This is a genomic window from Pseudomonas sp. CLCA07 (assembly GCF_053615335.1).
In genome coordinates this window covers 3,940,209-3,965,452 of the sequence record NZ_CM132131.1, presented here as the reverse complement: position 1 = coordinate 3,965,452, position 25,244 = coordinate 3,940,209, and the positions used below count along the sequence as shown (strand labels likewise).

Sequence of the window (25,244 nt, the reverse complement as noted above, 5' to 3'; positions counted from 1 at the left end):
AGCAGGCTCGCTCCCACAGGGCTACACCTGCTCACGCGATGTTCTGAGGAATCAAAGGAAGTACTTGAGGTTGAAGCCGACGTTGTCGCGGTCACGCAGGCCGTTGTCCTGCCCACCGCCATAGAATTCGGTGTATTGCAGCTCGGCCTCAAACTTGTTCTGGTAGTTGGCCTTGATCCCCAAGGTGTAGGCCTTGCGGCCCTCGATGGTGTTGCCCGCCTGATAGCTGTTGCCCTTGAAGTCGTCCTTGTAGACGACGTAGGGCGAGACGTTGACCCCGGCATACACGTCATTCCAGGTGCCGTTGACCATCGCGGTGTAGCTGTAGGAGTCGCGGTTGACCTGGTCGCTGCGACGGCCGCCGGACACATAGGAAAAGTTACCGGTGCCAGCGAAGTAACGGGTACTGCCGTCATAAGCGGTGTACTGCAGGTTACTGCCGCGCAGGTGCTCGGACACCAGCTCGAACACGCCGAACATCGAGTCGAACGACAGGCTCGGACCAAAGTTGTAAATGGTGCCCAGGGAGGTGTTGAACGCTTCCACCCGCTCAGCGTTGTTGATCTGGCTGTCGAGCGTGACTTGCTGCCCGCCGATGTTGATGCTCTGACCGCCTGCCAATGCAGCAGCGCCGTTGGCCAGGTCGCCAATCAGGTCGTTGGTGGCGGCGACCCCGATGGGCAGGTTCGGCCGATAGGCCACTTCTCCGAACACCGACGCCTGGCCCAGGGTGGTGTTGAAACTGAAGCCGTACATGCGGATGTCTTCGGCGTAGCGACGATGAGCCTGAATATTGCCCAGCACATCCACGGTCGCCAGGCCGTTGGCCAGTTGGCCCGCCTGACTGCCAGCGACACCGGTCAACAGGTTGGTCAGGGCATTCATGTCGATGCCCTTGTAACCCCCCAGATCGGCGGAGACAGTCGGCTCCTTGGCGTGGTAGTTGACCAAGTACAACCCGAACTCGGTGCTGTTGAGTTCTTCTGCGACGTAGCGAAAGGCGAAGCCGAACTGGCCGTCATTGCGCGCGTTGTAATCCTTGCCGACCGAAGCCACCTTGACGATATTGCCGAAGGTCGGGGTCACCCCGTTGGCATAAAGGCCGGTGGTGCTCAGGGTCTGGTTGAGCGAGGGGTTGTTGCCCAGCGCGCTGTACAGGCCAATCACGTTGCCGAAGCCAGGCACCGGGGTGTCCAGCGCGGTATCGGTAAAGTTGTTGTAGCCGGTGTTGCCGCCGTCGGCGAACAGGTCCGTTTGCGAGTAGAAAGTACCTACCGGGTCGATGCGGGTTTCCTTCCAGTTCGTCTGATAAAAGCTTTCCATGGTCAGGGTGTCGGTCAGGCCGATGTTGAAGCTCAGCGCTTCCACCGGTACCAGCACTTCCTTGACTTCGGCGCCGGGCAAACGGTACTTGGCCGCGTCCACCGGGTTGGTGGTGTTGATCCCGCCCCGGTAGAAAATCCCCTCGCCCCAGTTGAACACCTGGCGCCCCAGCCGTGCCGTGACCGGCATCTGTGCGACGTCCCAGTTGCCATAGACATAGGCGTCGAGCATCTCCACACGGCTACCGGCGATATCGCGGGTCTGGTCAGTGAAGTGGTCGTCCTGCGGGAAACTCTGGCTCGGTTGCGACGGGTTGTTGTTGCGGTAGTAATCGTTGCGCTTGTCCATCAATTGGGTGTCATAGAACGCGGTGCCGCGCATGAACATCCCGTAGTTCTGATAGTTGGCCTCAAGCTCCGAGGTGATCTTGTACACCTCGGAAACCAGCCCGGTGTCGAAGTTGCGATTGCCGTCGTTGGTGTTGATGTCGTCGTTGTTCTTGTCCCGCCCCTGGACCCGCCACAAGCGGCCATAGGACAAGGTACTGTCGAAAGAACCGGTGACCTGATTGTCCAGTACGCTGAACTCCTCGGCCTGCACGCCGTCGACCGCGCACAGTTGCAGCAGCCCTGCCAGGCCGACGCTGGGGAGCACCGTGCCAGACAGGCGAAATCGAGTGTTCATGATCTGTTCCTCTTCCCTGGTTTTATTATTTTTATGGTTTCTGTGTGAGTGGGCAATGTTGCCGCGATGGCTATGGCGCCAACCCCGCACTGACATAAATCCGGCTGTGCGCGCCGAAATGCCCCAGCAGTTTGAATAGTTGTTGGTTAAGTGCCGGATGGTCGAAGTCTTCGCGCTGCACCTGGTTACCGGCGCTGAAATCGCTGGTGATCGCAGCCGTGTCCAGCCACTGCCCGATGGCTTCATCAAACGCTGCGGATTCGTCGACGGACTCGGCACTCACCACTTCGCGCAGGTAGTCCACCGAGTACGGCGGATAACGGGCGTCCTGTGCAAAATCGGCATAAGCGTCGAGCATCGGATGGGCCTGGCCGGCGCGCAGCAGGCGACGAAGCCAGGTCGACTGATATTTCTCCACTTCCATGTGCCGGGTGGCGACCCGTTCGATGGCCGCATGCTTATCGGCGTCGAAGCCGACCAACGCCTTGCTTTCCAGCAGCAGCAGGCTTGCCAGTTCGACGCCCGGCAGTGGCTTGGCGTGATAAGGCTGAGTCAGGTCCTGAACGTGGTGCAGGCCCCATCCGAGAAAACGATAGCCCCAGTAAGAATGGCCAGTGGCAAACGCCAGTCGCGCCAAACCCATGTACTGGTAGGCGCGCCAGTCCGGCCAACTACGCTGAAGAAATCCGGCAGCGGCATACACCACCGCACTTTCATGGAAGAACCCCATATGGAACGGCGCCTGGGAGCTGTACTGAAACCGGGCATCGCCGAAAGGCTGCGGGCCGAAGCCGTACAACACCCCCACCAAGCCTGGGTTGTCGCTGAACAGATTGATGTCGTGGCCGTAATCAGGCTCATCGGCGGCGCTGGCCAACACCGCCAGGGGCGCTACTTTTTCGCCGTCAGCCACGTGGATGAAGCGCTGGCGATTCCACGGCGACAGGGCCTGCTCCACCATGACCTGCTCGGCCTTGAGGTGTTCACGTTCGGGGAAATCCTTGCCCGGCAGCGGCTGGATGACCATCGCCAGATGAATCCGCGGATTAATCCGTAACGCGGTGAGGAAGTCGTGCCGCAGATTGTCCCCAGGCACAGCTGGCAGCCGCAGACTGTCGGGGCGCGACGGGTACTGGGCGAAGTGCTCACGAGCGAAGCGTTCCTGTTCGTCCAGCAGCGCGGACACGGCTTGGTATTGTTGCGAGAGAAAGTGCTCCAGCGGCTCGACTTCGACCTGAGGAGCTGCGCGCAAGGCCGGCAAATCCTGCAACGCCTGGTAGCTGCCGACCGTATGGTTGGACCAACCCCACGCCATCGGAGCCGTTCCACAAAGCAGCAGGAGGAATGTCAGCTTCATTGCTTTTGGTTCTTATTGGATGAGCAGTGGGGGTTGAGCCTAACAACCGACCCTGCCCCCTGACACTGTCCAATCTCACCAGAAAAGCTCTCCGATGGCGCCACATCAGATGGCATGAAATCACCACCGATCCCTGTAGGAGCCGAGCTTGCTCGCGATAGCGGTGTGTCAGTCAACAGTAATGCTGGCTGACACACCGCTATCGCGAGCAAGCTCGGCTCCTACAAGGGATTCCCGGTGTTCTTTTAGGCGGGGTAACCGGTGATTTTGCGGATGCTTTGGTACAACGGCTTAAGCTGTCGATACATGCGCAGGTAGACCTCTTTGTACAATCGCTCATAGATCTGTTGCGCCTCGGGTTGCGGCATGAAGACCGCACCGACCCGGGTCATGGCCGCCATCGCTGTGGGAAAATCCGCGTGCAGCCCCAGCCCCACCGCGCAGCAAATGGCCGCGCCCAGACCGGACGCTTCGTAGACATGCGGACGCTCAGCCGGCAAGCCGAAAATGTCGGCCGTAAGCTGCATCGCGGCATCACTCTGGGAGCCACCACCGGCGACGCGCAAACGCTTGATGGAGACCTTCGAACGCTTCTCGATACTCTCCATACCCTGCCGCAAGGCATATGCCAGACCTTCGAGGATCGCCCGGTAAATGTGCGCGCGGGTATGCACGTCGCCGAAGCCGATCATCGCGCCCTTGGCTTCCATGCCCGGCTCGCGGATGCCGGGCGACCAGTAGGGTTGCAGCATCAGCCCCATGGACCCCGGCGGCACGGCGTCGACCAGTGCATCGAAGAGTTGCTCAGGCTCCACGCCCAACGCTTTGGCCTGCTGCATTTCCCGCAGTCCGAACTCGTTCTTGAACCAGCTGACCATCCAATAGCCGCGATAAATCATCACCTCGCAGTTGTATTGGTCCGGCACCGCAGACGGGTAAGGCGGAATCAACGGGACGATTTCAAGATAACGCGATCGGGTGCTGGTGATCGTCGCCGTGGTCCCGTAAGACAAGCACACGGTGCCCGCGTCGACGACACCGGAACCCACAACCTCGCAAGCTTTGTCGGCACCCGCGGCGATCAGGGGCAGCCCCTCGGGAATACCTGTATGGCGGCTGGCCTCGGCGCTGATGTAACCCAAGGTTTCACCGGGCTTGTGCAGACTCGGCAGTTGCTCGGGACGCACCGCCAGCGCCTGCCATTTCCAGTCCGAGGGCGCGGCCCAGCGCAAGCGCTTGAAGTCGAACGGCAGGTAGCCGACGCAACAGCCCACGGAATCAACAAAGCGCCCGCACAGGCGATGAGTGAGAAACCCCGAAAGCAGCAAAAACTTGTCGGTCGCCGCCCAGACTTCAGGCTGGTGGTGGGCGATCCAGTTGGCCTCGGCCTGAGCGCGAAAATAATCCACGGTGGCTTGCGCGCCGACCAGTTTGAGCAGCCAGCCCCACGGCCCCTTGATCCCGCCTTCGACTTCAGTCTGGCGTTGATCGAGCCACAGGATCGCCGGGCGCAGCGCCTTGCCCTGGGCATCGACGTTGATCAATGTGCCGCGCTGAGTGGTCAGGGATACCCCGGCAATCTGCGAACGATCGATACCGGTTTGCTGCCACACCTGCTGGCAGGCCTCGCCCAATTTCGCCCAGTAATACTCTGGGTCCTGCTCGGCCCAGCCGGGCTGAGTCGAGTAATAGGCCTGCAACTCGACCTTGCCTTTGCCCAGCAGATTGCCCTGCAGGTCGAAGAGCAGCGCGCGCACGCTCTGGGTTCCATTGTCGATGGCCAGCAGGTAACGCTTGTTCGGGTGGTTATCCATGGAGCTCTCTTCAATGGGCATGGGTCGCGCACATTCCTGAATTTTTATAATCCGTGTAGCTGTCGAGCGCAGCGAGGCTGCGTCCGAGAACAACGTTCTCGCCATCCCTGCCCCCGAGGTTTATCTGAAACACCGGGTTGGGGGTTTTGCGACTGCTTCGCAGCCGAACGCTGCCTCGCTCCACTCGACAGCTGCTACAGGGCTACGGGTGCTCAACGCGGCTGCAGGGCAAACCATGATGGCGTTGCCACAACGCCCGGTAGCGCTGCTGCTCCTGCTGCCAACGCTCGTCGTCCCAGCCCAACCGTGGCTGGCAGAGTCGGCGAATGGCCGGCCAATAATTCTCGGCGCCTCGTGGCAGCAACAGGCCCAGGCGGGTTCGGCGCAGCAGCAGGTCATCCAGGTGCAGGACCATTTCCGCCTCACAGGCAAAAGCCAGTTCCGCCCACAAGGTGTCAGTGGCGCCAACGCTGTCATGGCCCAGTTCCGCGATCAGTTTCGCCAGCCTCGGCAGGTCACGACCATGCCGCCCGGCCAGGCGCCGCCACTGGCTGCCACAAAGACCGGGGATCGTCAGCGGCGGCACGGCGGCAAACACCGGCGCGGCGTCATCATCGAAGGGGCGGCCGAGCATGGTCGCGCAGGCCTTGAGCACTTCGATCGCCTGCGGGCGAAAGGTGGTCAGCTTGCCGCCGGCCAGGGTCACGCAACCCGGTTCCTGCCACAGCACATGCTCACGGGTTTCATTCGACGGTTTGCCTTGATGTTCACCCTCGGCGCTGCCCACCACCGGGCGCACACCGGACCAGGTCGACAGCACATCGGCCGCGACCACCTCAGCCTGGGGGAACTGCTGGGTGCAGGCCGCCAGCAGATAGTCGAGTTCCTCGGGGCTGATGCTCGCGCTCTGGTCCAGATCTTCGTGATGATCGAGGTCCGTGGTGCCGACCACCGTGGCGCCTTCCCACGGAAAAACGAACACCGGTCGACGGTCGCGCTCGTGCAGGAAGGTGAAGGCTTGCGCCACTGGCAGGCGCCAACCCGGCAGCAACAAATGACTGCCACGCAACGGGCGCAACTGGCGAGGGGCATCGGGCACGCGCAAGCGTTCAGCCCAGGCGCCGGTGGCCACGGCCAACACGCGACAACGCAATTGCATTGACGCGCCACCTTCGCTGTCCTCGACCTGGACCCCGCAAACCCGTCCCTCTTCACGCAGCAATTGCTGCACGCGCGCGCTGTTGAGCACCACGGCGCCGTCGGCCCGGGCCTCGCCCAATACGCGCATCACCAGTCGGGCGTCATCGGTCAGTGCATCGACAAAACAGGTGCCACCCAGCAGGTCATGTTCCTTCACCCCCGGCGCCAGATACCGCAGTTGTTGAGCGTCGTGGAAGCGATGGCTACGCCGCCCGGCCAACGCGTCATAGATGGACAACAAACCACCCAGCACCCGCGGTCCGGGAAAGCCGCCACGATAATGCGGCATCATGAAACTCATCGGCTCCACCAGTCCCGGTGCTTCGTCGAGCAGGCGCTGGCGTTCGCGGACCGAATCGCGGGTCAGGCGCCACTGGCCCTTGGCGATGTAACGCAAGCCGCCATGGACCATTTTCGAGGATCGGCTGGAGGTGCCCCAGGCGAAATCACGCTGCTCCAGCAGCAGGCAACGCCAGCCACGGCGCGCGGCTTCGCGCAGGATACCGGCGCCGCTGATGCCGCCGCCGATGACGATCAGGTCCCAGTTTTCATCCGCCAGCGTCGGCAGCACCTGCTGTCGCCACGCGGCGTTCCAGTCCAGGCTCATGGCCGTCACTCCTGCAACAGCGTGCCAGGGTTCAGTCGCCCGGCCGGATCAAAATGCCGGCTCAATACCTGCAAGGTGTCCATCGCCAGCGCGCCTTTCTCGCGCAGCAGGTACGGCGCGTGGTCCTTGCCCACGCCGTGCTGATGACTGATGGTGCCGTGGTTGTCGACGATGGTCTGGCTGGCCGCGTGCTTGAGCGCCTGCCAGCGGGCCAGCGTGGCGGGATAGTCCGCCGCCGGGCGAAACACATAGGTGGTGTAGATGCTCGATCCTTCGCCATAGACATGGGACAGGTGGGTGAAGACATGCACCCGTTCGCCTTCAGCCGACAAGGCGTCACGCAGGCTGGTTTCGATCAGGGTGAGGAGGTTATCGACGTTGCTCCAGTCGGTGGCCGTTTCGAGTGTGTCGACCACATAACCGGCGTTCCACAAGTTCTCGCGCAGGTAGGGAAAACGGAAGCGGTTCTGCGCCCACTTCTTGCCGAGCAAAGTCCCGGTAAACACCCCGCCGAATGCCTTGAGGTGCTGCCGGGCCTGGCTCAGGGACAGCGCATTTTGCCGGCGATTACCGGTCACGCCGAATGTCAGCAGGCATTTGCCCTCACCGGCGCCGCGCAGGGCCAGGTACTTTTCCAGCCAGGCGATCTGCTGTGGGTGACCGGCCAACGCCAACTGGGTTTCGGTTTCCACCGCGTTGGACAAACGCAGCATCGACAGCGGCACGCGCGCCTGGGCCAACTGGCGGATGGCTTGCAGTGCCTTGGGCCAATCGGGCAGAAACACTCCATAGAAACGTTCATCAGCGGGCAGTGCGCTGACCCGTACCTTCACCTCGGAAATGATCCCGAAACGGCCCTCGCAACCCAACACCACCTCACGCAGATCGGGACCTGCTGCCGAGGCCGGGAACGTGGTGATCTCCAAAGGCCCGGCAAAAGTTTCCAGGGTCCCGCCGGCGAACAGTTGCTCGATTCGCCCATAGCGCAACGATTGCTGGCCACTGGAACGGCTGGCGACCCAACCGCCCAGGGTCGACAGCTCCCACGACTGCGGGAAATGCCCCAGGGTGTAACCCCGGGCGCGTAGCTGACTTTCTACCTGCGGCCCTGTCGCGCCGGGGCCAAAGGTGGCCAGCAGGCTCTGTTCGTCGAGGTCCAGCAGGCGATTCATGCGGGCCAGGGAAACCGTCACCACCGGCCGCGCGGAACTCGGTGGGTTGATGTGCCCGGCCACCGAGGTGCCGCCGCCATAAGGAATCAGGCACAGGTCCTGCTCATGGGCGAGGGCCAACAACTGGCGAATCTGTTCGGCGCTCTCGGGAAAGGCCACGGCATCGGGATAATTCCCCAACGCGCCTTCACGTAACGCCAGCCAGTCCGGCAGGCTCTGCCCCCGGGCATGCAGCAAACGATCATGCGCATCCACGCTGAACAAGGTGTGTTCCTGCAACCGAGAGGCCAGCACCCGGGCCAATGCCGTCTCAAGTGTCGCATCGGGCAGCGCTCGACCGTCTCCCACCCGCCGGGCGAGAAAACTCGCGCCCTGGGCCGGTAGTTCGACCACCGTGGTTGCATCTCCCCAGCCGTTCCAGCGTCGCATGCGTGTGTCCTTTTGCGGTTCTGATCAGTGATATTTCAGGCCACATACTAGTCAGCTGTCCGAAAGTGTCACGGTCGCATCCGGCCAGTTCGAGTAGCCAATTGAGTCAAACGTCGCGCAGGCGTCAGCCATTTACTTTAGCCGTGGTTTCAAATTACCTTTCAGGGCATTCATCCGCACGCGCGGGCCTTGATCAAAGGAATACGATCATGCAATCCCTGGGCTTCACTTCAGTTCCGCCGCTGCTCAAGTACCTGCGACATGCCGAACAACTGGGCGTGGCCATCGAGCCTGCGTTGGCGGCTGCCGGGTTGCAGGCGCAGCAGTTGAATGACAACAGCCTGCGGTTGCCTGGTGAAGCCCATGAACGGCTGCTCGATTATTTCTGCGAACACTCGGGCGATCCGTTGTTTGGGCTCAACGCCGCGCGTTTTGTGTTACCCAACTCCTGGAGCGTGCTGGGTTACATCACCATGAACTGCGCGACACTGGGCGATGCCATGAGCCGCATCATGCCGTTCGAGAAACTGGTGGGAGACATGGGCGTCAGCCGCGCCGAGGTGCAGGACAGCCACGTGCATCTGATCTGGGCATGCCGCTATCAACGCCCGCGTATCCGCCGACACCTGGTGGAAAACGTGCTCGGCTCCTGGCTGCAATACGCGTGCTGGATCGCTGATACGCAGATGTCGCCGGCCGCTGTCTGGCTGGAACATGCACGACCGGCTGACACGACGCTGGCGCAGTACGAGCAGTTCTTCGACTGTCCGGTACTGTTCGACCAGCCTTATTCGGCGCTGATTGTCCCGTTGCCGTATTTGCAGTTGCCGTTGCGCCAGGCCGATGCGCAATTGCTGCGCACCCTGGAAGAACATGCCATGGGGTTGATGGCCACACTGGAGGACGCATCGCTGGAACAGCGGGTCAAAAGCATCCTGCGCCAGTTGCTCAAGGAAGGTCTGCCCCGCAAGGAGCAAGTGGCCGAGCATCTCGCCGTGTCGGTGCGTACGCTGCAACGCCAGTTGCATCAGGCCGGCACGTCGTACCAGCAGATCCTCGATGACCTGCGCCAGGAACTGGCCGAGCATTACCTGCTCAACAGTACCTTGCCGATTCAGGACATCGCCCAGTACCTGGGTTTCACCGAACCGCGCTCGTTTCACCGTACATTCAAATGCCGGCGCGGGATGCCACCCGGCGAGTTTCGCCAAACTCACCGGGTGCCGGACGAAAGCTGAAGGCTCAGAGGCTGTTTCAACGTCCTACAGTCTCCCGTCCTTCTTCCCCATCCCAGCGGTGAAAGATCCAGTCCTCAGTCAATGACGAGGCTGACAGCGCCCCCTCATGCCACGCCGTAATGTCGTCAGCTCCATCAAAGGAGATGCATTGGCATGGACGACAACACCTTACTGACTTCTCTGGTCAGGGCTTATGGCACCGGGCAAACCAACGCGGCACTGGTGAAGTGTTTTAAAGACACACTGAAATACACCTCGGTGTTCGATATCGCTCGCCTCACCAAAGCCGAATTCCAAAAACAATTCGATGACGCCATCAAGACTGACAACACGCTCAAAGACGAAGCATTTGAAACCGCAAAGCTCTACGACGACGTTAAATGCCTGGCCACCCAGATCAGCCATCTGTATCGGGAACAACGAACTTCAGCCGAAACGGCACAAGATCATTGGCATCCCTTGGGCATTCGTGCGATCGAGAAACAAGGCCCCACCTACACCCATCTGTTCAAAGAGAACTGGGACGACGCTTGCAAAAACGATTCGATCGCTGCCATCGACTCGCCGGTTGCCTACCTTAGAGCGCTGTACCGGTTTGCCTTGCAACTGGAAACCAGTGTCTCGTCATTACCGGGTGAAAAAGACAATCGAATCACGCTGGAAAAACGCCGTCCGGATCTCGCCGCTCTGTCGATTGATCAGCAAAGCACCTTCACTGCGCAACCGATGCTCGGGATCGTTAATGAGACGCTGGACAAAAATATTCAGAACGCGCTGAAGCACACCGAAGACGAAGGTAAGTCGACTTATGAAGTGCTCGCACAAAAGTATTATCCCTTTGCGCTCCCCTATGAGTTTTACCATCACCAGTGCCTGCTGGGACTGAATGGGAACAAGCCTACGCTGGGAGAGCTGAGTTACCTCGTGAGCAAATCCCTGCCTCTCACGTCGCATGACATCTCTCAGTACGGCAAGTTGTTGAACGCTGGTTCTGATCAAGCGCAGATGCTGATGTCCGGGCTTGGCCCGAAACAGCAGGCGCTGCTGACAGAACTGCCATGGGCTGAGAGGTACGTGGGGAACATTGACTACATCAACTCGGACATCGGCAGGCAAAGAGACAGTTACTCGAAAAAGATCTATGGCATAGCGCCCATTACCGATCTGAAAAATATCAACACCTTCCTGGAACGTACCGAGCTTAATGCCGAGCAAATGGAAGTATTACTGGCGCAAGGTAAATACGCGCCATGCCTGTCTCCTCATTACCTGTTGCCGGCACCTCATTCCCATCCTTTCGGAGCCCGTTACGTAAACGGACCTCTCTCGGTCTATGACAGCATGGCGCTGGACAACGAGAAAAAAACCGGGGAAATCGCCAACGCGACCGAGGACCGACTTGAACGCTTGCATCGGATGATCCGCCTCCAACGTTGGCTCGACATCCCGTTTGCCGATCTGGACACACTGATATGCAGCGCATTTGAATCACAGCTGTCACTCAATACCCATCGGCTACTGGACAGTTATGCCATCAGGGCCTTGGGCGTTTATCGGTATATGAATCGCCGGTATTCGATCACGGCCGAAGAGTTCGCGGCGCTGTTGCATCACGTTTCACCTTATGCCTCCGGCGACGATACGTCCCTGTTCGATAAGGTATTCAATCAGACCCGGGTATTCGCTACTGCGCTGAAGCTCGATGGTCGTGCCTTCGTGGCGGATGATTCGGATCCGGCCTCCCACACTATTCTCCAACACCTGAGTATCAGCCTCGGCCTGCCTTTGACCGAGGACTCGCTGATGCAGGTCGTTAAAAACACATTGAAATACCAAGGATCGCTCAAGTGCGATTTGCCCACGCTGTCATCCATTTATCGACAGGCACGGGTAGCGAGAATGTTCGGCCTTTCGATTGCCGAAAGTACAACACTGGCAAACTTCCTCGGAGGGGAACGTGTTACCACGAACATTCTCGACGTCCTGATGCGAATGGACTGGATCACCCGCTGGATCAAGCAATCCGCCTACGACATCCCCTTTCTGAATCGTGTTCTTGAACCGCAAGGCAACGACAATTATCCGCAGGGAGATTTGCGGCAACGCCTCCTCAAACTGGGCGCCGAAGCGCGCCATAGCGCGGTAACCGCACAAGAACTGGCATCGTTGGCGCTGCCAGGCAACGTTGACTGGCGTGCGAAGCTGGCTAATACCCTGCTCGATGACAAAGGTTTAGTGAAAAATTTCGCCCCATCGACCCAGGACGACGTGGTGCAACAGTTGACCTTAGCGCTGAACAACGTCATCGAAGACGAAACATTCAAACTGGATGACGATCCCGAAAAAAACCCGAAGCTTAAAAATGACGCCAGGCAAAAACTGAACAACCTTCTCTTGTTGGCTCATGACCGGCAGTTGCACCTCATCGAAGCGTTTCTACAGGAAACATTCCTGCTGCCCATGAATTGTGCGAAGGATGTTGTGATATGGGCCAACACCTCGATCCATCAGATTCTCACCGAAGTCCTGGATTCAAAGGATTCACATGCACTGGTGCAGACACTGCATCCGCTACTGCGCCATACAGAGACTGCCGTCCGGTTGCAGTTGAGCAACAAGGCCCTGCGCGCACTCCTGAGCACTGCCAGTTGGCTGGACATACCGGATGGACAGTTGAGTCTGTCATTCGAAAGTCTGTACCTGCTCGAGCGTTTCAACCATTGCCTGAAGACTTACCAGCAGACGGAAGAAAGCCTGTTGAGTTATCTGGAATTCGCGAACTTCTTCGGTCGCGAGAGTCATGCCGTCAACGGCCGCCTGGCCCAATTGTTGAACTGGGAAACGGCTGAAGTGACCGTGCTCACCTCGAAACTGATGTTCAAGCACGCCAAATCGGTGAAGGACATCGATTGGATCATGCGCTGCCACCAAACCTGCAAGGCCACCGGGCTCAGTGCAACCGCCCTGCTCAGCGCCGCGACCCTCCACAACGACAGTTCGCTCGACCACTGGAAAACGGTCGGTGAGGCCGTCATGGCGGCCAGTCACTAACCCCACTGCATGCTCAAGGAATGAACATGTCTATTGCTATTGAAAAACAACTCAATGAAAGCCTTCGTGATGCGCAGCTCGGGCTCTATCTGTCGGTGATTGCTCCGCAAGACAAGACCCTCAAAGCCCTGAAACTGGCAGAGCACCTTAAAACGCCCGATGACCTTTATCATTACTGGCTGCTTGATGTACTGGTCAGCCAGGACGTGCCGACCAGCCCGGTCGCCTGCGCCATTGCCAGCCTCCAGCAATACATCAACAGTATTCTGGCCAACATGGAGCCGGGATATCACACCGCCCGGATTCCCTCGGAACAAATCGAAGCCTGGCGCACCGCCATGCATCACTACCAGGACTGGGCCGCCAATCAACGCCTTCACTACTTCCCCGCGGCCTACCTCGATCCAACGCTTCGCAAGCGCAGGACCGCAAGTTTTGAGCAGCTGGAAAACGACCTCAACCGCAATCAGCTCACGGCTGAGTCCGTGCAAACGGCGGTATTGGCCTATCTGACCAGATTAGAGGAAGTGGCCAACCTGGAGATCGTCAACGGTTACATCGACGGTAACGATTTCGCCAACAGCACCTATTACTTTGTTGCCAAATCCCGCGCGGCAAACACGTGGTACTGGCGCTCACTGGACATGACGTGTCGCCCCTTCATGCCCGGCTCCCGGACTGACAAATTTGATGCCCCGGAACCGCAGGCATGGTCCGACTGGCATCGCATCAATCTGCCGGTTTCCGAAAGTGCCATCGAACACACCATTCGCCCGGTCATGTTCAACAAGCGCTTGTATGTAGTCTGGGCTGAGTGTGTCTATCAGGATCAGGCGAGCAGAGAGGATCACAAGGACAAACCCTATCCATTGTTTCGTCTGAACATGTGTTACAGAAAATACGATGGCAGTTGGAGCCCACCAAAGACATGCGCACAAGGTTACTGCCCGGTCGAAACAATTGATGGCATGGACCTGGCGAAACTGAAGGAAAACACTAAAACCATTGCGACCAACGTTCAATCGCCCTCGTCACTCTGCATTGTCTTGCACGTCGGCCGCTTTGACCGCTCAGACTTCAATCTCTCCTACATTGATTTTTGCCTGTCGGTCGTAATCGACAAGGACGCCGTGCTCACTTCAGTCACTCGTCTCAAAGAGTTGAATGCCACGCAAGACAAAACGCTTATTGCACTGCTCGAATGCTGGCCATTTTCCAAGCCGAAACTGCTCCAGTTCAGTTATCCCTCAGCCTCGTCCGTAGCGCCCAGCATCGATTCCCATCTGGACAACACCCTCGGCAATGCAGATTTCATCGACTTCAAAGAATCCGAAATCAAACATACCGATGGCCAGGATAAGCAATTCCGCCCCCCCACCCGAATGAACATCACCTTCGCCAGGCACTTGATCGAGCGCGCAGAAGAAAGCATGGATACTTTGCTGAGCTGGTCCTCTCAGCACTTGCAAGAGCCGCCACTGGGGGCAGACAAACCTCCTGAACAACTGGATTTCTACGGTGCCTACGGTCGCTACTTCGTCGAACTGTTTCTATACCTTCCCTGGTTGGTCGCTCACCGCTTCAACCAGGAGCGTCAATTCAGCGAAGCCGAACGTTGGCTGCTTTATCTATTCAACCCCGCCCAAAAGGCAGTCAGCGGCGGCAACCCGGATTACTGGAACGCGGTGCCACTGATCTCCGGCTCTCCGAAGCCCGGCCAATCCAGTTATGCCCTTCAGGGGCCACAGGATCCGCACCAGATTGCACTGAGTCATCCCGTGCACTTTCGCAAAGCCTTGTACGTGCTCTACATCGACATTCTGGTCAATCGCGGCGATGCCGCTTACCGCGAATTGAGCCCCGACAGCCTGACCGACGCGAAGCTCTGGTATCTGCGCGCCCAGGGCTTGCTGGGGCCAAGGCCGGACATCAGGCAAACCGACTTGTGGACGGCCCTGACGTTAAAAACATTCAGTGAGGAGCATGATAAAAAACTGCGTGAATGCGAGGAAATGCTGGTCAGAGACGGTAAGCATCAATGGATGACTAGTGCCCCGGGGCTGGCGCCTGAGGTGTGTGTCCGCCCTTATGTCCATTCCCACTTCACGAGCCTGATCGACACGCCGCATTCGCGTTTACCCTTCAATCCCGTGCTGTTGCCGCGCTGGGAGAAACTCGAAAGTCGTCTGCACAACCTCAGGCATAACCTCGACATCGTCGGCCGCCCCTTGCGACTTGCACTCTTTGCCACCCCGGCAGCGATAGACAACCGGCTCGGCGCCAATCCCCAACGCGCTGCGGAACCCGGACAGGCCCAACGCCTGGGCACAGAGATTCCGCCTTACCGTTTCAATGCTCTGTATGCCCATGCCATGATTGCGGTAGACACGGTGATCCAGTTCGGCACGACGCTGATGTCGTTCATCGAGCGCAGCGAACAGGCCAGTTATCAGGAGCTTTCGCAGCAACATGTCTGGGACATCGCCAGCGTTGCGGTAGACCTGCAGACCCAGGCCCTGAACATCGACCAGAAAAGCCGGGAAGCGTTACTGGCCAGCAAAACCATCGTCGAATGCCGCCGCGATTATTACAGTCAGCGAGTTAACGAAGTCGTCAACCTTGAGGAAGTGACCGCTGCCGCTTTTCATTTGGAGGGACGTATCGCTGAAGCAAGCGCCCATGCGGCTCATGCCATGGGCCAGGGATTGAAGGTCATCCCTAATATCTTTGGCACCTCAGACGGCGGCGCCCGCCTGGAGGGCGTCCCCTTCGCGTCGATGGCAATGGCTCAAGGGCTGACAACCGCGGCCTATGGCGCCGGCGAAGCCCTGGAACGTGCCGCACAGTATCGACGCAGGCATCAGGACTGGACGCTCGCCCGTGACCAGGCAACGCTCGAAATTGCCCAGATTGACGCACAGTTGGCGCTGGAGGCCGAACGAGAGACGGCCTCAAGACTGCTGCTGAAACAGACTCAAACCGCTTTGGATCAAGCCAGGACCCGCTACAACTTTCTGAGCCAGCGCTTTACCAACTCGCAGCTTTACCAATGGTTCACCCATCAACTCTCCAGCTTCTACTACCAGGTGTATGACTCGACCTTTTCGCTGTGCCAATTCACCGAACGGAGTTGGCGATACGAGATGGCCGACAACACCACTCAACCGTTCTTCCAGAACCAGACCTGGAACAGCACTTACCGGGGTCTAGGCCCCGGCGAGCGCATGAAGTTAGGTTTGGTGAAGATGAACAATGCCCATTTGCTGGGCAATGAGCGCGAACTGGAAATCCGCAAAACCGTGTCACTTCGCCTGCTTCATGCGAAGGAAAACACCCTGGACCTGCCGGCACCTACCATCAACAAACCCTGGGACGATGCGACCGCGGCTGACAAATCCGTCACCAAAGGAATCAGGTCCACCCTTGTAGAGACTGGACGGTGCGAATTCGAGTTGACGTCTGCGCTTTTTGAAAACGATTACCCAGGACATTGTTTGCGCAGGATCAAGACCATCAGTATTTCCCTGCCGGCAGTGCTCGGCCCTTATGAAGATATTCGCGCCACGCTATCCCAGACAAGCAGCGAAGTCGTCATGCCCGGTAGCGACAAGACGGTCATGAAAAGCCTGCGCGCCAATCAACAAATTGCCCTGTCGACGGGTATCGACGACAACGGATTATTCACCCTGAATTTTCAGGACGAACGCTACCTGCCGTTTGAGTACACCGGCGCGATTTCGAAATGGCAGCTGTCATTCCCCAATCCTGCGGCACAGAAAGCCATGCTCGAATCACTCACCGATATCATCGTGCACCTGCAGTACACCGCCAGAGTCAGCGGGGTGCGCAATGAGTGAACAAACCGTCATTCCTGTGCATTCACCTGCCCTGCCCAAGGGAGGGGGGGCAATTCAGGGCATCGGCGGTAGCCTGGGTGCCATCGGCTCCAGCGGGACCGCTTCCTGCCAGATTCCGTTGCCCGTATCGCCGGGTCGCGGATATGCCCCGAGCCTTGCCTTGAACTACAACAGCAGTCAAGGCAACGGCGTGTTCGGCTTGGGTTGGAAATTGTCCTTGGCGACTGTCTCACGACGTACGCACCTGGGGGTTCCCGCCTACATCGACGATGATTTATTCATCGGCCCTGGTGGTGAGGTTCTGATGCCTGAACGGAACCGGGAAACCGGCGCAATCGTCTCCACACAAAAGCGGTGCAGTGACGGTACGCAGCAGGTCGAACACACGGTCGTGCGCTATCGCCCGCGCATCGAAGACGCGTTCGACTTGATCGAGCATTGGTCCAGCACCAAGGACAAACCGGGGTTCTGGCTGATACATAACGCCGACGGCAGCCAGCATCTGTTTGGGAAAACAACGCTCGCACGTCGTGCGGATCCCGACGAACAATCCTGCGTAGCCGAGTGGTTGCTTGAAGAGAGCATAAATGCTCATGGCGAGCATATCGGTTATGAATACAACGCGGAACCGGCCTCCCAGGTGGGCCCTGCCGACTGCCGGGCCCAGCGTTACCTCGGCCGCGTACGCTACGGGAATTTCAAAGCCGACTCACAGCTGTACTCGTGTAAAACCGATGGATTCAAGGACGTCCGTTGGCATTTCGAGCTGCATTTCGACTACGGTGAACGCAGCCCCGCACTGGATAAAAAACCCGCGTATCTGGCAACGAAATCGTCGCCCGTACGCAGCGACCCGTTTTCGGATTTTTCCTATGGGTTCGAGTTGCGCACCCAACGCCTGTGCCAGCAGATTCTCATGTTTCATTACTTTCCCGATGAGTCATCGATGGGAGCGGTGCCGGTGCTGGTTCGCCGCACGATCATCGAGTACCAGACCAGCCCCTTGTCCTACAGCTGCCTGAGCGCAGCGATGACCCAGGCCTACGGCGAAAGCACCGACAGTTACCTCCCTCCCCTCGAATTCACCTACTCCAGTTTCGCCCTTGAACCTGAAGTTCATCGCTACAAACCTTTTGAGGCATTGTCGAGGCTCAACCATCAACAGCACTTTCAGTTCGTCGATCTGCTAGGGGAAGGCCTGCCCGGTGTGCTGCACCGTACAGACAAAAGCTGGCGCTATAGCCAACCAATGCGTGATGACGCAGGAGGGGATCTGTTGGGGTCCAGTTTTTTTGGACCACTCTGTAGGAGTTTTTAGGCCGCCTGCTGCTCAAAGAGAGCCGGCGGCAGGTTATTCGAAGCGGTGTGGCAACGACGATGGTTGTAATGCGACACAAAATCGATCACATCCTTCTCCGCTTCGAAATGGTTCTGGTAGCCGCTCTCCGGCATCCAGTCATGCTTCAATGTTCTGAAATAACGCTCGACCACCGCATTGTCCCAGCAGTTTCCACGCCGGCTTACGCTATGCACGATCCGGCTTTCTTCCAGGCATGTCGCGAAGCGGTCAGAGGTGTACTGGCAGCCTTGGTCTGAGTGGAACAACAGCTGCGGCATCGGACGACGCAGCGCAACTGCCAGCTTAAGGGCTTTGATGGACAAGTCCGTGTCAGCCGTCCTGGAACAGGCCCATCCCACAATTCTGCGTGAAAAAAGATCCATCACTACCGCCAAATACAACCAGCTATCCCTCACTTTGATGTAGGTGATATCACCCGCCCATAGCGTGTCCGGCTGGACTGGATTAAAACGACGATCAAGTATGTTTGGTGCCGTGACTCCGGGCTTGGTGGCGCGGCGATAGTGGGCATAACGCGGTCGACGTCTGGCGAGTTCCAAAGTATTTATCAAGGAGCGCATTCGGTGACGCCCAATGAAAACACCACCTTTTCTCAGCTCCTTGGACAACCCGCGCGCACCCAGTGCTTCGCGATGCTCCTTATGTACCGCACGAATTTTCAGCTCCAGGTCCTTCTCGATAACACGCGGCAACGCAGGCTTACGCTTCGCGTAAAAGCTACTGCGAGCCAAACCCAGGACCGAGCACATACGTCGAATCGACATTGCTCCTCTAACGCCATCAATCACTTGGTTCGGTTGAACAGAACTTTCAGATGAGAGGGCAATTGCTTTTTTAAGACATGATTCTCGGCCTCAAGCAGGGCCAATTTTGCCTGCAACGACTCGATCATCTGCTGATCTTGGGGCCGGGAGGCCTGCAAAATCCCCGCATGCTCCCGGCGCCAGTGCAAAACCCATCGGCGTAGAGCTGTGGGCCCCACGCCTGTAAGCTCACAGGCTTTATGAATGGAGCATTTCATCTCCACAACCAAACGAATGGCCTCCGCTTTTTCCTCAGGACTAACAACCCGATATCCCATGATGCTTCCTTAGGTCGATACTCCTACATCATGGTCAAAAACATTGAGCCACAACAATCAGGTCACCTACCAGGCGTTGAGCGATCTGCCACATATCCCGCTGACCGACAGCCGAAAATCGACTCGCCAGTTTCTCGGTAATCTCAGCGCCTGCGGTCGCCCCGAGTGGATTGTGGCGCAACCAGGCTTCAGTGGATTCTTCACGCTGAAACCCGACGGAAAATGGTCCGGGTTCACCCCGCTGGACGCCGTTCCGACCGAGTTCTTCCATCCACAAGGACAATTGGCCAACCTGATGGGCGCCGGGCTCAGCGATCTGATCATGCTCGGCCCCCGCAGTGTTCGCCTGCACGCCAACCTCAATGGCAATCGTTTTTCCAGCGCAACCGAGGTGGTACGCCGGGCGGATGAGGACGACCTGCCACTGCCTGGTAACTCACGCAGCGAATTGGTGGCCTTCAGCGATGTGCTGGGCAGTGGGCAACAACATCTGGTTAGAATCCGCCACAACGAAATGAAATGCTGGCCCAACCTGGGTCGGGGGCGCTTCGGAAAAGGTCGGGTAATTGCCACTCTGGATTTTTCCTACGAGGAATTTGACGCCTCTCGTGTGCTGCTTGCCGACCTGGATGGCTCGGGAAGCGCGGACCTGATTTATCTCCTGCCCGAGTGCGCGCGCATTTACATGAACCGTAGCGGCAACGGCCTGAGCCCGGCGATCGATTTGCCATGGCCCGAAGGGCTTCGCCATGACCGCTTCTGCCAAGTCCACGTCACAGACCTGCAGGGGCTTGGCTGCTCCAGCCTGGTGTTCAGCACCTCCGGGAAAACGCCACGACACTGGCGCTATGACTTCGTCAGCACCAAACCCTATTTGCTACAGACAACCAATAACAACATGGGCGCTGCCGCAAGCCTGCGCTACCGCAGCTCTGCACAAGAGTGGCTGGACGAAAAAAAACAGCTGCTCAAGAACAAAAAACCGGTGGCTTCACACCTGCCGTTTCCCCTATTTCTGGTCAAGCAACAGACTCAGGAAGATGAAATCACCGGCAATCGATTGACCCGTCATTTCAAGTATCGGCGCGGTTTCTACGACAGTACGGAACGTGAGTTCCGAGGTTTCGGCCTGCTCGTCCAATCCGACAGCCCCACTGGCCGCGGTGACACAGAAAACAGGCGCCTGAGCGCACCGACAGTCACAAAGACCTGGTTCCACATCGGCAACGCGGTCGATCTGATCATCCATGACCGAGACTTCAGCGACGCAAAAGCGGTTCTTCTCAAAGAGACCCTGCAGAACCTTGGGACAAGCTGGACCCCGCAAAGCGACGGACACGCCCCGGCCAAGACGTATTCCAAAGCCCGCAAACGCGAAATTGCCCGGGCGCTGAACGGACGCGTCTTGCGGGTCGAGGTGTACGGCCAGGAACAGGATGGCAAATCAAAACTCCCGTATTCGGTGCAACAGCATCGCTACAAAGTCAACGAGCTCAGGGGCATGGGCAAGCACAGCCCTCATTCGATCCTGCACCCTGTGCTGCTGGAATCGATCAACTACCAGTACGAGCGTATCCCGCAAGACCCGCGTTGCACCCATTCGATCAATTTGAAATGGGACACTTATGGCTTCGTGACTCACTCCCTGGACATCAGTTATGCCCGACGCACAACGGCTGCCGACGCCCCGCCGTTCACCGACAAATGGGAAAAAAAATGGTGGGGCGATGCCCATGACGAATCCCAGCAGCACTACTACCTGAGCGAACACAAAGCTCAATTCATCCATATAGGGAAAGCGCAAACCAGGCGACTGGGGCTGCCTTATCTGCAACGCGTCAATGCACTGAAATTGCCCAAGGCGCCCTCTGCAGGTGGCCTGACTCCCTCTGGCATCAACCACGAGGCCTTGCTTGCGCTGAGCGCGTCAGACGGCTGGAAAACTGGACAAGTCTTGACGAGCCTGTCTTTGCAGCGCTACAGAAAACCTGACGCCAGCGGCACCTTTGCGGACGGACAGGCCAGTGTTGAAGCATTGGTCGATCACACGGAAACGGCTGAACTCAATCCATTGGCGTTGAAGGCCTATGACAAACTCAAGCTACAACCGGGCGCGTCGTCCTTTGATTTGACTCAACGACTCAAGGAGAACGGCTACAGGCAAATGCCCGTCGCCTTACCCGCGGACACTGCGTGGGATAAACAGCACGGCCTGTGGTCAGTGCGACGCCAATTCTTCGCTTACGAAACAAGTGATGGTTTTTTCAAACCTTCAAGTTTCAAGGAAACGTCGCAGCAGGGCTCGACAACATCCACCCATGATCCTTATTACTGCCTGACTACTCGTACGCAACTGGCGGACGGCTGCACCACCACAGCCTCCAAGGTTGACTACCGACTGCTCCAGTTTTGCCGCATTACCGACGCCAACAATATTGTCCAGGAAGCGTCATACGACGCATTAGGACACGTTCAAGCCATCAGCCATTACAAAAGCGGCATCGATACGGACATCGGGTTCAAACCGGTGTCCGACTATACCCGTCGCTACGATGGCCGACCGGATCTGGCTATCGAAAATCCGCAGCAGGCACTGCAGCAAATCGCCAGCGCCTGGTTCTACAACGCGTTCAGCTGGATGGGGCGTATCGCGCCAGCCACACAACAGGAACAGCAATTGTGCAAAGTCGCAATGGCCTCGGGCGATGTGATGCCCGGCGGACACATTCGCGCCAGTGCTCGCGCTCGCCTGGCCCGCCGCGATATCAAGAAAACGATTTACGAACAAGCGCTCCAGACGAAGATTGAAAGTGTGCCGCGCGAGCCGGTTTACTACGCCGAACTGCACGCAGACCGATTCCCCAACGATGATGAAAACAAACAAATTCGCGTGGTTGTCGCTTGCCGTGACGGCTTTGGCCGGCTGTTGCAAAGCAAACAGCAAGTCGGCCAAGGAACAGCCCTGGCAGTCAATGCGGACGGAACGTTGCAGTGGGTGAACGACAAACCGCAAGAACACGAAGTCAGCCTGCGCTGGCGTGTCAGCGCGCGTTCCGAATACAACGACAAGGGCCTGGTGACGCGTATGTATCGGCCTTTTTTTAGCGACCGTTACCGCTACATCAATGATGGGTCCATGCACACACCAGGCCTGTGCGACCAGTATTTCCATGACCCCATGGGCCGACTCATTCGCGTTATCAATGCCAAGGGGGACGAGCGTCGCTACACCTTTCACCCCTGGTACTCCATCACCGAAGACGAGAACGACACACAACCCGACACCCCGGCCTCGGGAGGTGTGAAATGAGCGACGACACTCATCGCCATACCCCGACCCTGAACGTCGTCGACAGCCGTGGTGTGCAGGTCAGCGAAGTCCGCTACTTGTGCAATGAGTCCATCAAGGAGCCTGAAGCCCGCACTACGCGTTACCGGTACGACATCGGCAACCAGACCGTCGAGCGTTATTCGCACGCTGATGACATACAGCTCAAGGTGGCAGACTCAACACACATCACCAGTCTGTCGGGTGCCCAGGTTTTTACCGACAGTCTCGATGCGGGGTGGCGTCTTACGGTCTTTGGAGAAGCAGGGCAGGCGCTGGAGACGTGGGACTCACGCGGCAGCCATTGGCAAACGGAATATGACAGTCAGTTACGCCCACGGGTGATCTTCGAAGCATTCGAGCAACAGCCCCGACGGGCCATCGAGCGCTTCACCTACGCCACCACCTCGAACGACGCTGCAGATACGAACCAGTGTGGCCGATTGATTCGTCATGATGATCCGGCAGGCACGCTGCTGTTCACCGCCTATGACCTGACGGGAAAGCCACTCAGCCAAACGCGACATGTTCTGAAAGACCTGCAGGCCGTGCACTGGCCGGAAGAGCTCGATAAACGCAAAGATCTTGTCGAAAGCGGTGCCGGCCATATCACCACCTGGCGGTACGCGCCGACCGGCGAAATCCTTGAGCAACAAGACGCCAAAGGGCATACGCAACGCTTCTGGTTCGATGTCGCCGGCCAGTTGCAGAAAGTCACCCTGCAACTCAACGGTGCGTCCGAACAGAGGCTGATACTCGATCAGATCAGCTATAACGCGCAGGGTCAGATTCAATCGCAAGTGCTGGGTGGCAAGATCACCAGCGCGGCGATGTTCGCGCCTGAAAACGGCCGTATGAACCAGCGAACCCTCTCGCGCACTGCGACAAACACCTGCGTGCTTCAGAAGCTGCACTACGCCTATGACGCTGTGGGCAATGTGTTAAGTGTCCAGGACCACAGCAAACCCGAACAGCACAACGCCAATCAACGCATCAAGCCAGGCAGCACTTATGTCTATGACAGCCTGTATCAGCTGATTAAGGCGACGGGGCGAGAGGAACAGACTGCCAGCCTCCACGCGGCGCTTCCCGAGTGGGCTTCAAGCCCGGGAGACCGCAGTCGATTGCTCAATTTCACTCAGCACTACAGCTACGATGAGCGCGCCAACCTGATCAGGTTGCAACATCAACGAGACGGCAATAACTACACCCGAGAGATGCGCATCGCACCCGGCAGCAATCGCGCACTGGCGTGGAAAACAACAGATCCGCAACCCGACTTTGCAACAGGCTTCGATGCCAATGGCAATCTGCAAGCGCTACAGACCGGGCAACCGCTGAAGTGGAACGCACGCAATCAACTGCACAACGTGACATTGGTGGAGCGCACAGAACAAGCAGCGGATACGGAAAGTTACCTCTACGCGGGCAATGGCCAGCGCGTTCTCAAGCGCCAGACGCAAAAAGCCCGCGCACTCAGCCACTGCCGCGACGTCCTCTACTTGCCGGGTCTGGAGATCCGGGAAAGCGCTGCCGAGCAACTCGACGTCATCACGGTTCAGGCAGGAAACTGCAACATTCGGTGCCTGCACTGGGCGCGGGGAACACCTGCCGCTATCGCCAACGACGCCTTGCGCTTCTGCTTCGACGATCACTTGGGCTCGAACACCCTTGAACTGGATGCCGAGGGAAGTCTGATCAGCGAGGAAGGCTATTACCCCTTTGGCGGCACCTCATGGAGAGCCGCCCGTAACGCCCTGGAGGCGAACTACAGGACCATTCGTTACTCGGGCAAGGAGCGTGATGCCAGCGGTCTGTATTACTACGGCCAGCGATATTACGCACCGTGGTTGCAGCGCTGGATCAGCCCGGATCCGGCGGGGACGGTAGACGGGTTGAATCTGTATTGCATGGTGGGGAACAACCCGGTGAGATTCGTTGACCATCAGGGCTTGGGTAAAGAGGATATCGTCGAGCAGTTTCGTGGTTGGGGCAGGCAGCGTTCACAAGACATCATGAACGCAGCGAAACGAAAACTATCGACCCCTGGCGATATCAAGTTCAACAAACTTGCCGTGAGCAAACTGACGGCTCATGCCTACGCGATCAACACTGATCGCGAGCTGAAAGTCGGCGAACTGTTCAACCTGGAAGGCCCCCCTTCCGGCCCGACAAACTACCGAGGTGTCGATCAAAGTTATGTGGGGGCGAAAAGCCCGGAACACTATTTGGAATTTGGCAGCTACAGAATCGAAAACGCCGGCATTTTTCTGGAAGACCTGGCCGAACGCTACGCTGCAACGAAAACTGACGCACTGCGACAGATACATATTGCCCCCGAATCACTGCGCGCCCATCCGACGCTCAGCAGAACACGCGAGCAAGCGTACGAACTGCAACAACCGGTCAAAGACCTCATCGCCAAACATATCGAGGCCAGCAACGGGATTATCCCCGCACTTGCTGGCGGCCCCGGGGCTCATGCCGAAGTCCGGGCACTGAACTCAATCGTTGCGCTCTATCCGGATTCCGCGGAAAGGTTGCTCAGCGAGACCACCATTTTCACAGACACCTTGCGACGAGGAAATGCACCGCAAGACTTCGTTGCCTGTTGCAACTGCGGCGGCATCATCCCCGATGAAGTCACCATTCCGACCGGACGGCCCCCCAGAAACTACGTTGCGTTCAATGACTTCGTCAGCCAGTTGAACAGCAAGGCTGCTCAAAAATAAACCTTTATCCG

General features: G+C 58.1%; 13 protein-coding genes. 6 read left to right on the top strand and 7 right to left on the bottom strand.

The features are described from left to right. Positions 1–51: 51 nt before the first annotated feature. The 5 genes from ACWGZX_RS18155 to ACWGZX_RS18135 all read right to left on the bottom strand — a co-directional run bounded on the left by ACWGZX_RS18155 (position 52) and on the right by ACWGZX_RS18135 (position 8,586). Positions 52–2,007: a DUF1302 domain-containing protein gene (locus tag ACWGZX_RS18155; RefSeq protein WP_452624867.1), complete on the bottom strand. Its 1,956-nt coding sequence runs from the start codon at positions 2,005–2,007 to the stop codon at positions 52–54. A gap of 70 nt (positions 2,008–2,077) precedes the next feature. Then, positions 2,078–3,364: a phospholipase gene (locus ACWGZX_RS18150; RefSeq protein WP_452624866.1), complete on the bottom strand. Its 1,287-nt coding sequence runs from the start codon at positions 3,362–3,364 to the stop codon at positions 2,078–2,080. Between the two features lie 245 nt (positions 3,365–3,609). Further along, on the bottom strand, positions 3,610–5,178 hold the full coding sequence (locus ACWGZX_RS18145) for an FGGY-family carbohydrate kinase (protein WP_452629030.1): 1,569 nt from the start codon (positions 5,176–5,178) through the stop codon (positions 3,610–3,612). 202 nt (positions 5,179–5,380) lie between these two features. After that, entirely contained in the window at positions 5,381–6,985 is a 1,605-nt protein-coding gene (locus ACWGZX_RS18140) for a glycerol-3-phosphate dehydrogenase/oxidase (RefSeq protein ID WP_452624865.1), read from the bottom strand. 5 nt (positions 6,986–6,990) lie between these two features. After that, on the bottom strand, positions 6,991–8,586 hold the full coding sequence (locus tag ACWGZX_RS18135; protein ID WP_452624864.1) for an FAD-binding oxidoreductase: 1,596 nt from the start codon (positions 8,584–8,586) through the stop codon (positions 6,991–6,993). Positions 8,587–8,795: 209 nt separating this feature from the next. Here ACWGZX_RS18135 and gliR point away from each other — a divergent pair, with 209 nt between their 5' ends. From gliR to ACWGZX_RS18115, 4 genes are all read left to right on the top strand, one after another. Then, entirely contained in the window at positions 8,796–9,824 is a 1,029-nt protein-coding gene (gene gliR / locus ACWGZX_RS18130) for an AraC family transcriptional regulator GliR (RefSeq protein ID WP_452624863.1), read from the top strand. Positions 9,825–9,977: 153 nt separating this feature from the next. After that, entirely contained in the window at positions 9,978–12,875 is a 2,898-nt protein-coding gene (locus tag ACWGZX_RS18125; protein WP_452624862.1) for a Tc toxin subunit A, read from the top strand. Between the two features lie 26 nt (positions 12,876–12,901). Beyond that, positions 12,902–16,732, top strand: coding sequence for a Tc toxin subunit A-related protein (locus ACWGZX_RS18120; protein WP_452624861.1), 3,831 nt, complete (start codon positions 12,902–12,904; stop codon positions 16,730–16,732). Then, entirely contained in the window at positions 16,725–18,050 is a 1,326-nt protein-coding gene (locus tag ACWGZX_RS18115; protein WP_452624860.1) for a SpvB/TcaC N-terminal domain-containing protein, read from the top strand. Before ACWGZX_RS18120 ends, ACWGZX_RS18115 begins: the two co-directional genes overlap by 8 nt. On the opposite strand, the gene ACWGZX_RS18110 is transcribed toward ACWGZX_RS18115, so the two are convergent. Beyond that, positions 18,047–18,880: an IS3 family transposase gene (locus ACWGZX_RS18110; RefSeq protein ID WP_452624859.1), complete on the bottom strand. Its 834-nt coding sequence runs from the start codon at positions 18,878–18,880 to the stop codon at positions 18,047–18,049. The two genes, ACWGZX_RS18115 and ACWGZX_RS18110, sit on opposite strands and share 4 nt — an antisense overlap. Next, a complete protein-coding gene (locus tag ACWGZX_RS18105) occupies positions 18,877–19,173 on the bottom strand; it encodes a transposase (protein ID WP_452624858.1) in 297 nt (98 codons plus the stop codon). The genes ACWGZX_RS18110 and ACWGZX_RS18105 overlap by 4 nt, the downstream gene beginning before the upstream one ends. Before the next feature lie 43 nt (positions 19,174–19,216). On the opposite strand from ACWGZX_RS18105, the gene ACWGZX_RS18100 reads away from it, so the two are divergent. Then, on the top strand, positions 19,217–22,483 hold the full coding sequence (locus ACWGZX_RS18100) for a toxin TcdB middle/C-terminal domain-containing protein (RefSeq protein ID WP_452624857.1): 3,267 nt from the start codon (positions 19,217–19,219) through the stop codon (positions 22,481–22,483). After that, a complete protein-coding gene (locus tag ACWGZX_RS18095; protein ID WP_452624856.1) occupies positions 22,480–25,233 on the top strand; it encodes an RHS repeat-associated core domain-containing protein in 2,754 nt (917 codons plus the stop codon). Before ACWGZX_RS18100 ends, ACWGZX_RS18095 begins: the two co-directional genes overlap by 4 nt. Positions 25,234–25,244: the final 11 nt, after the last annotated feature.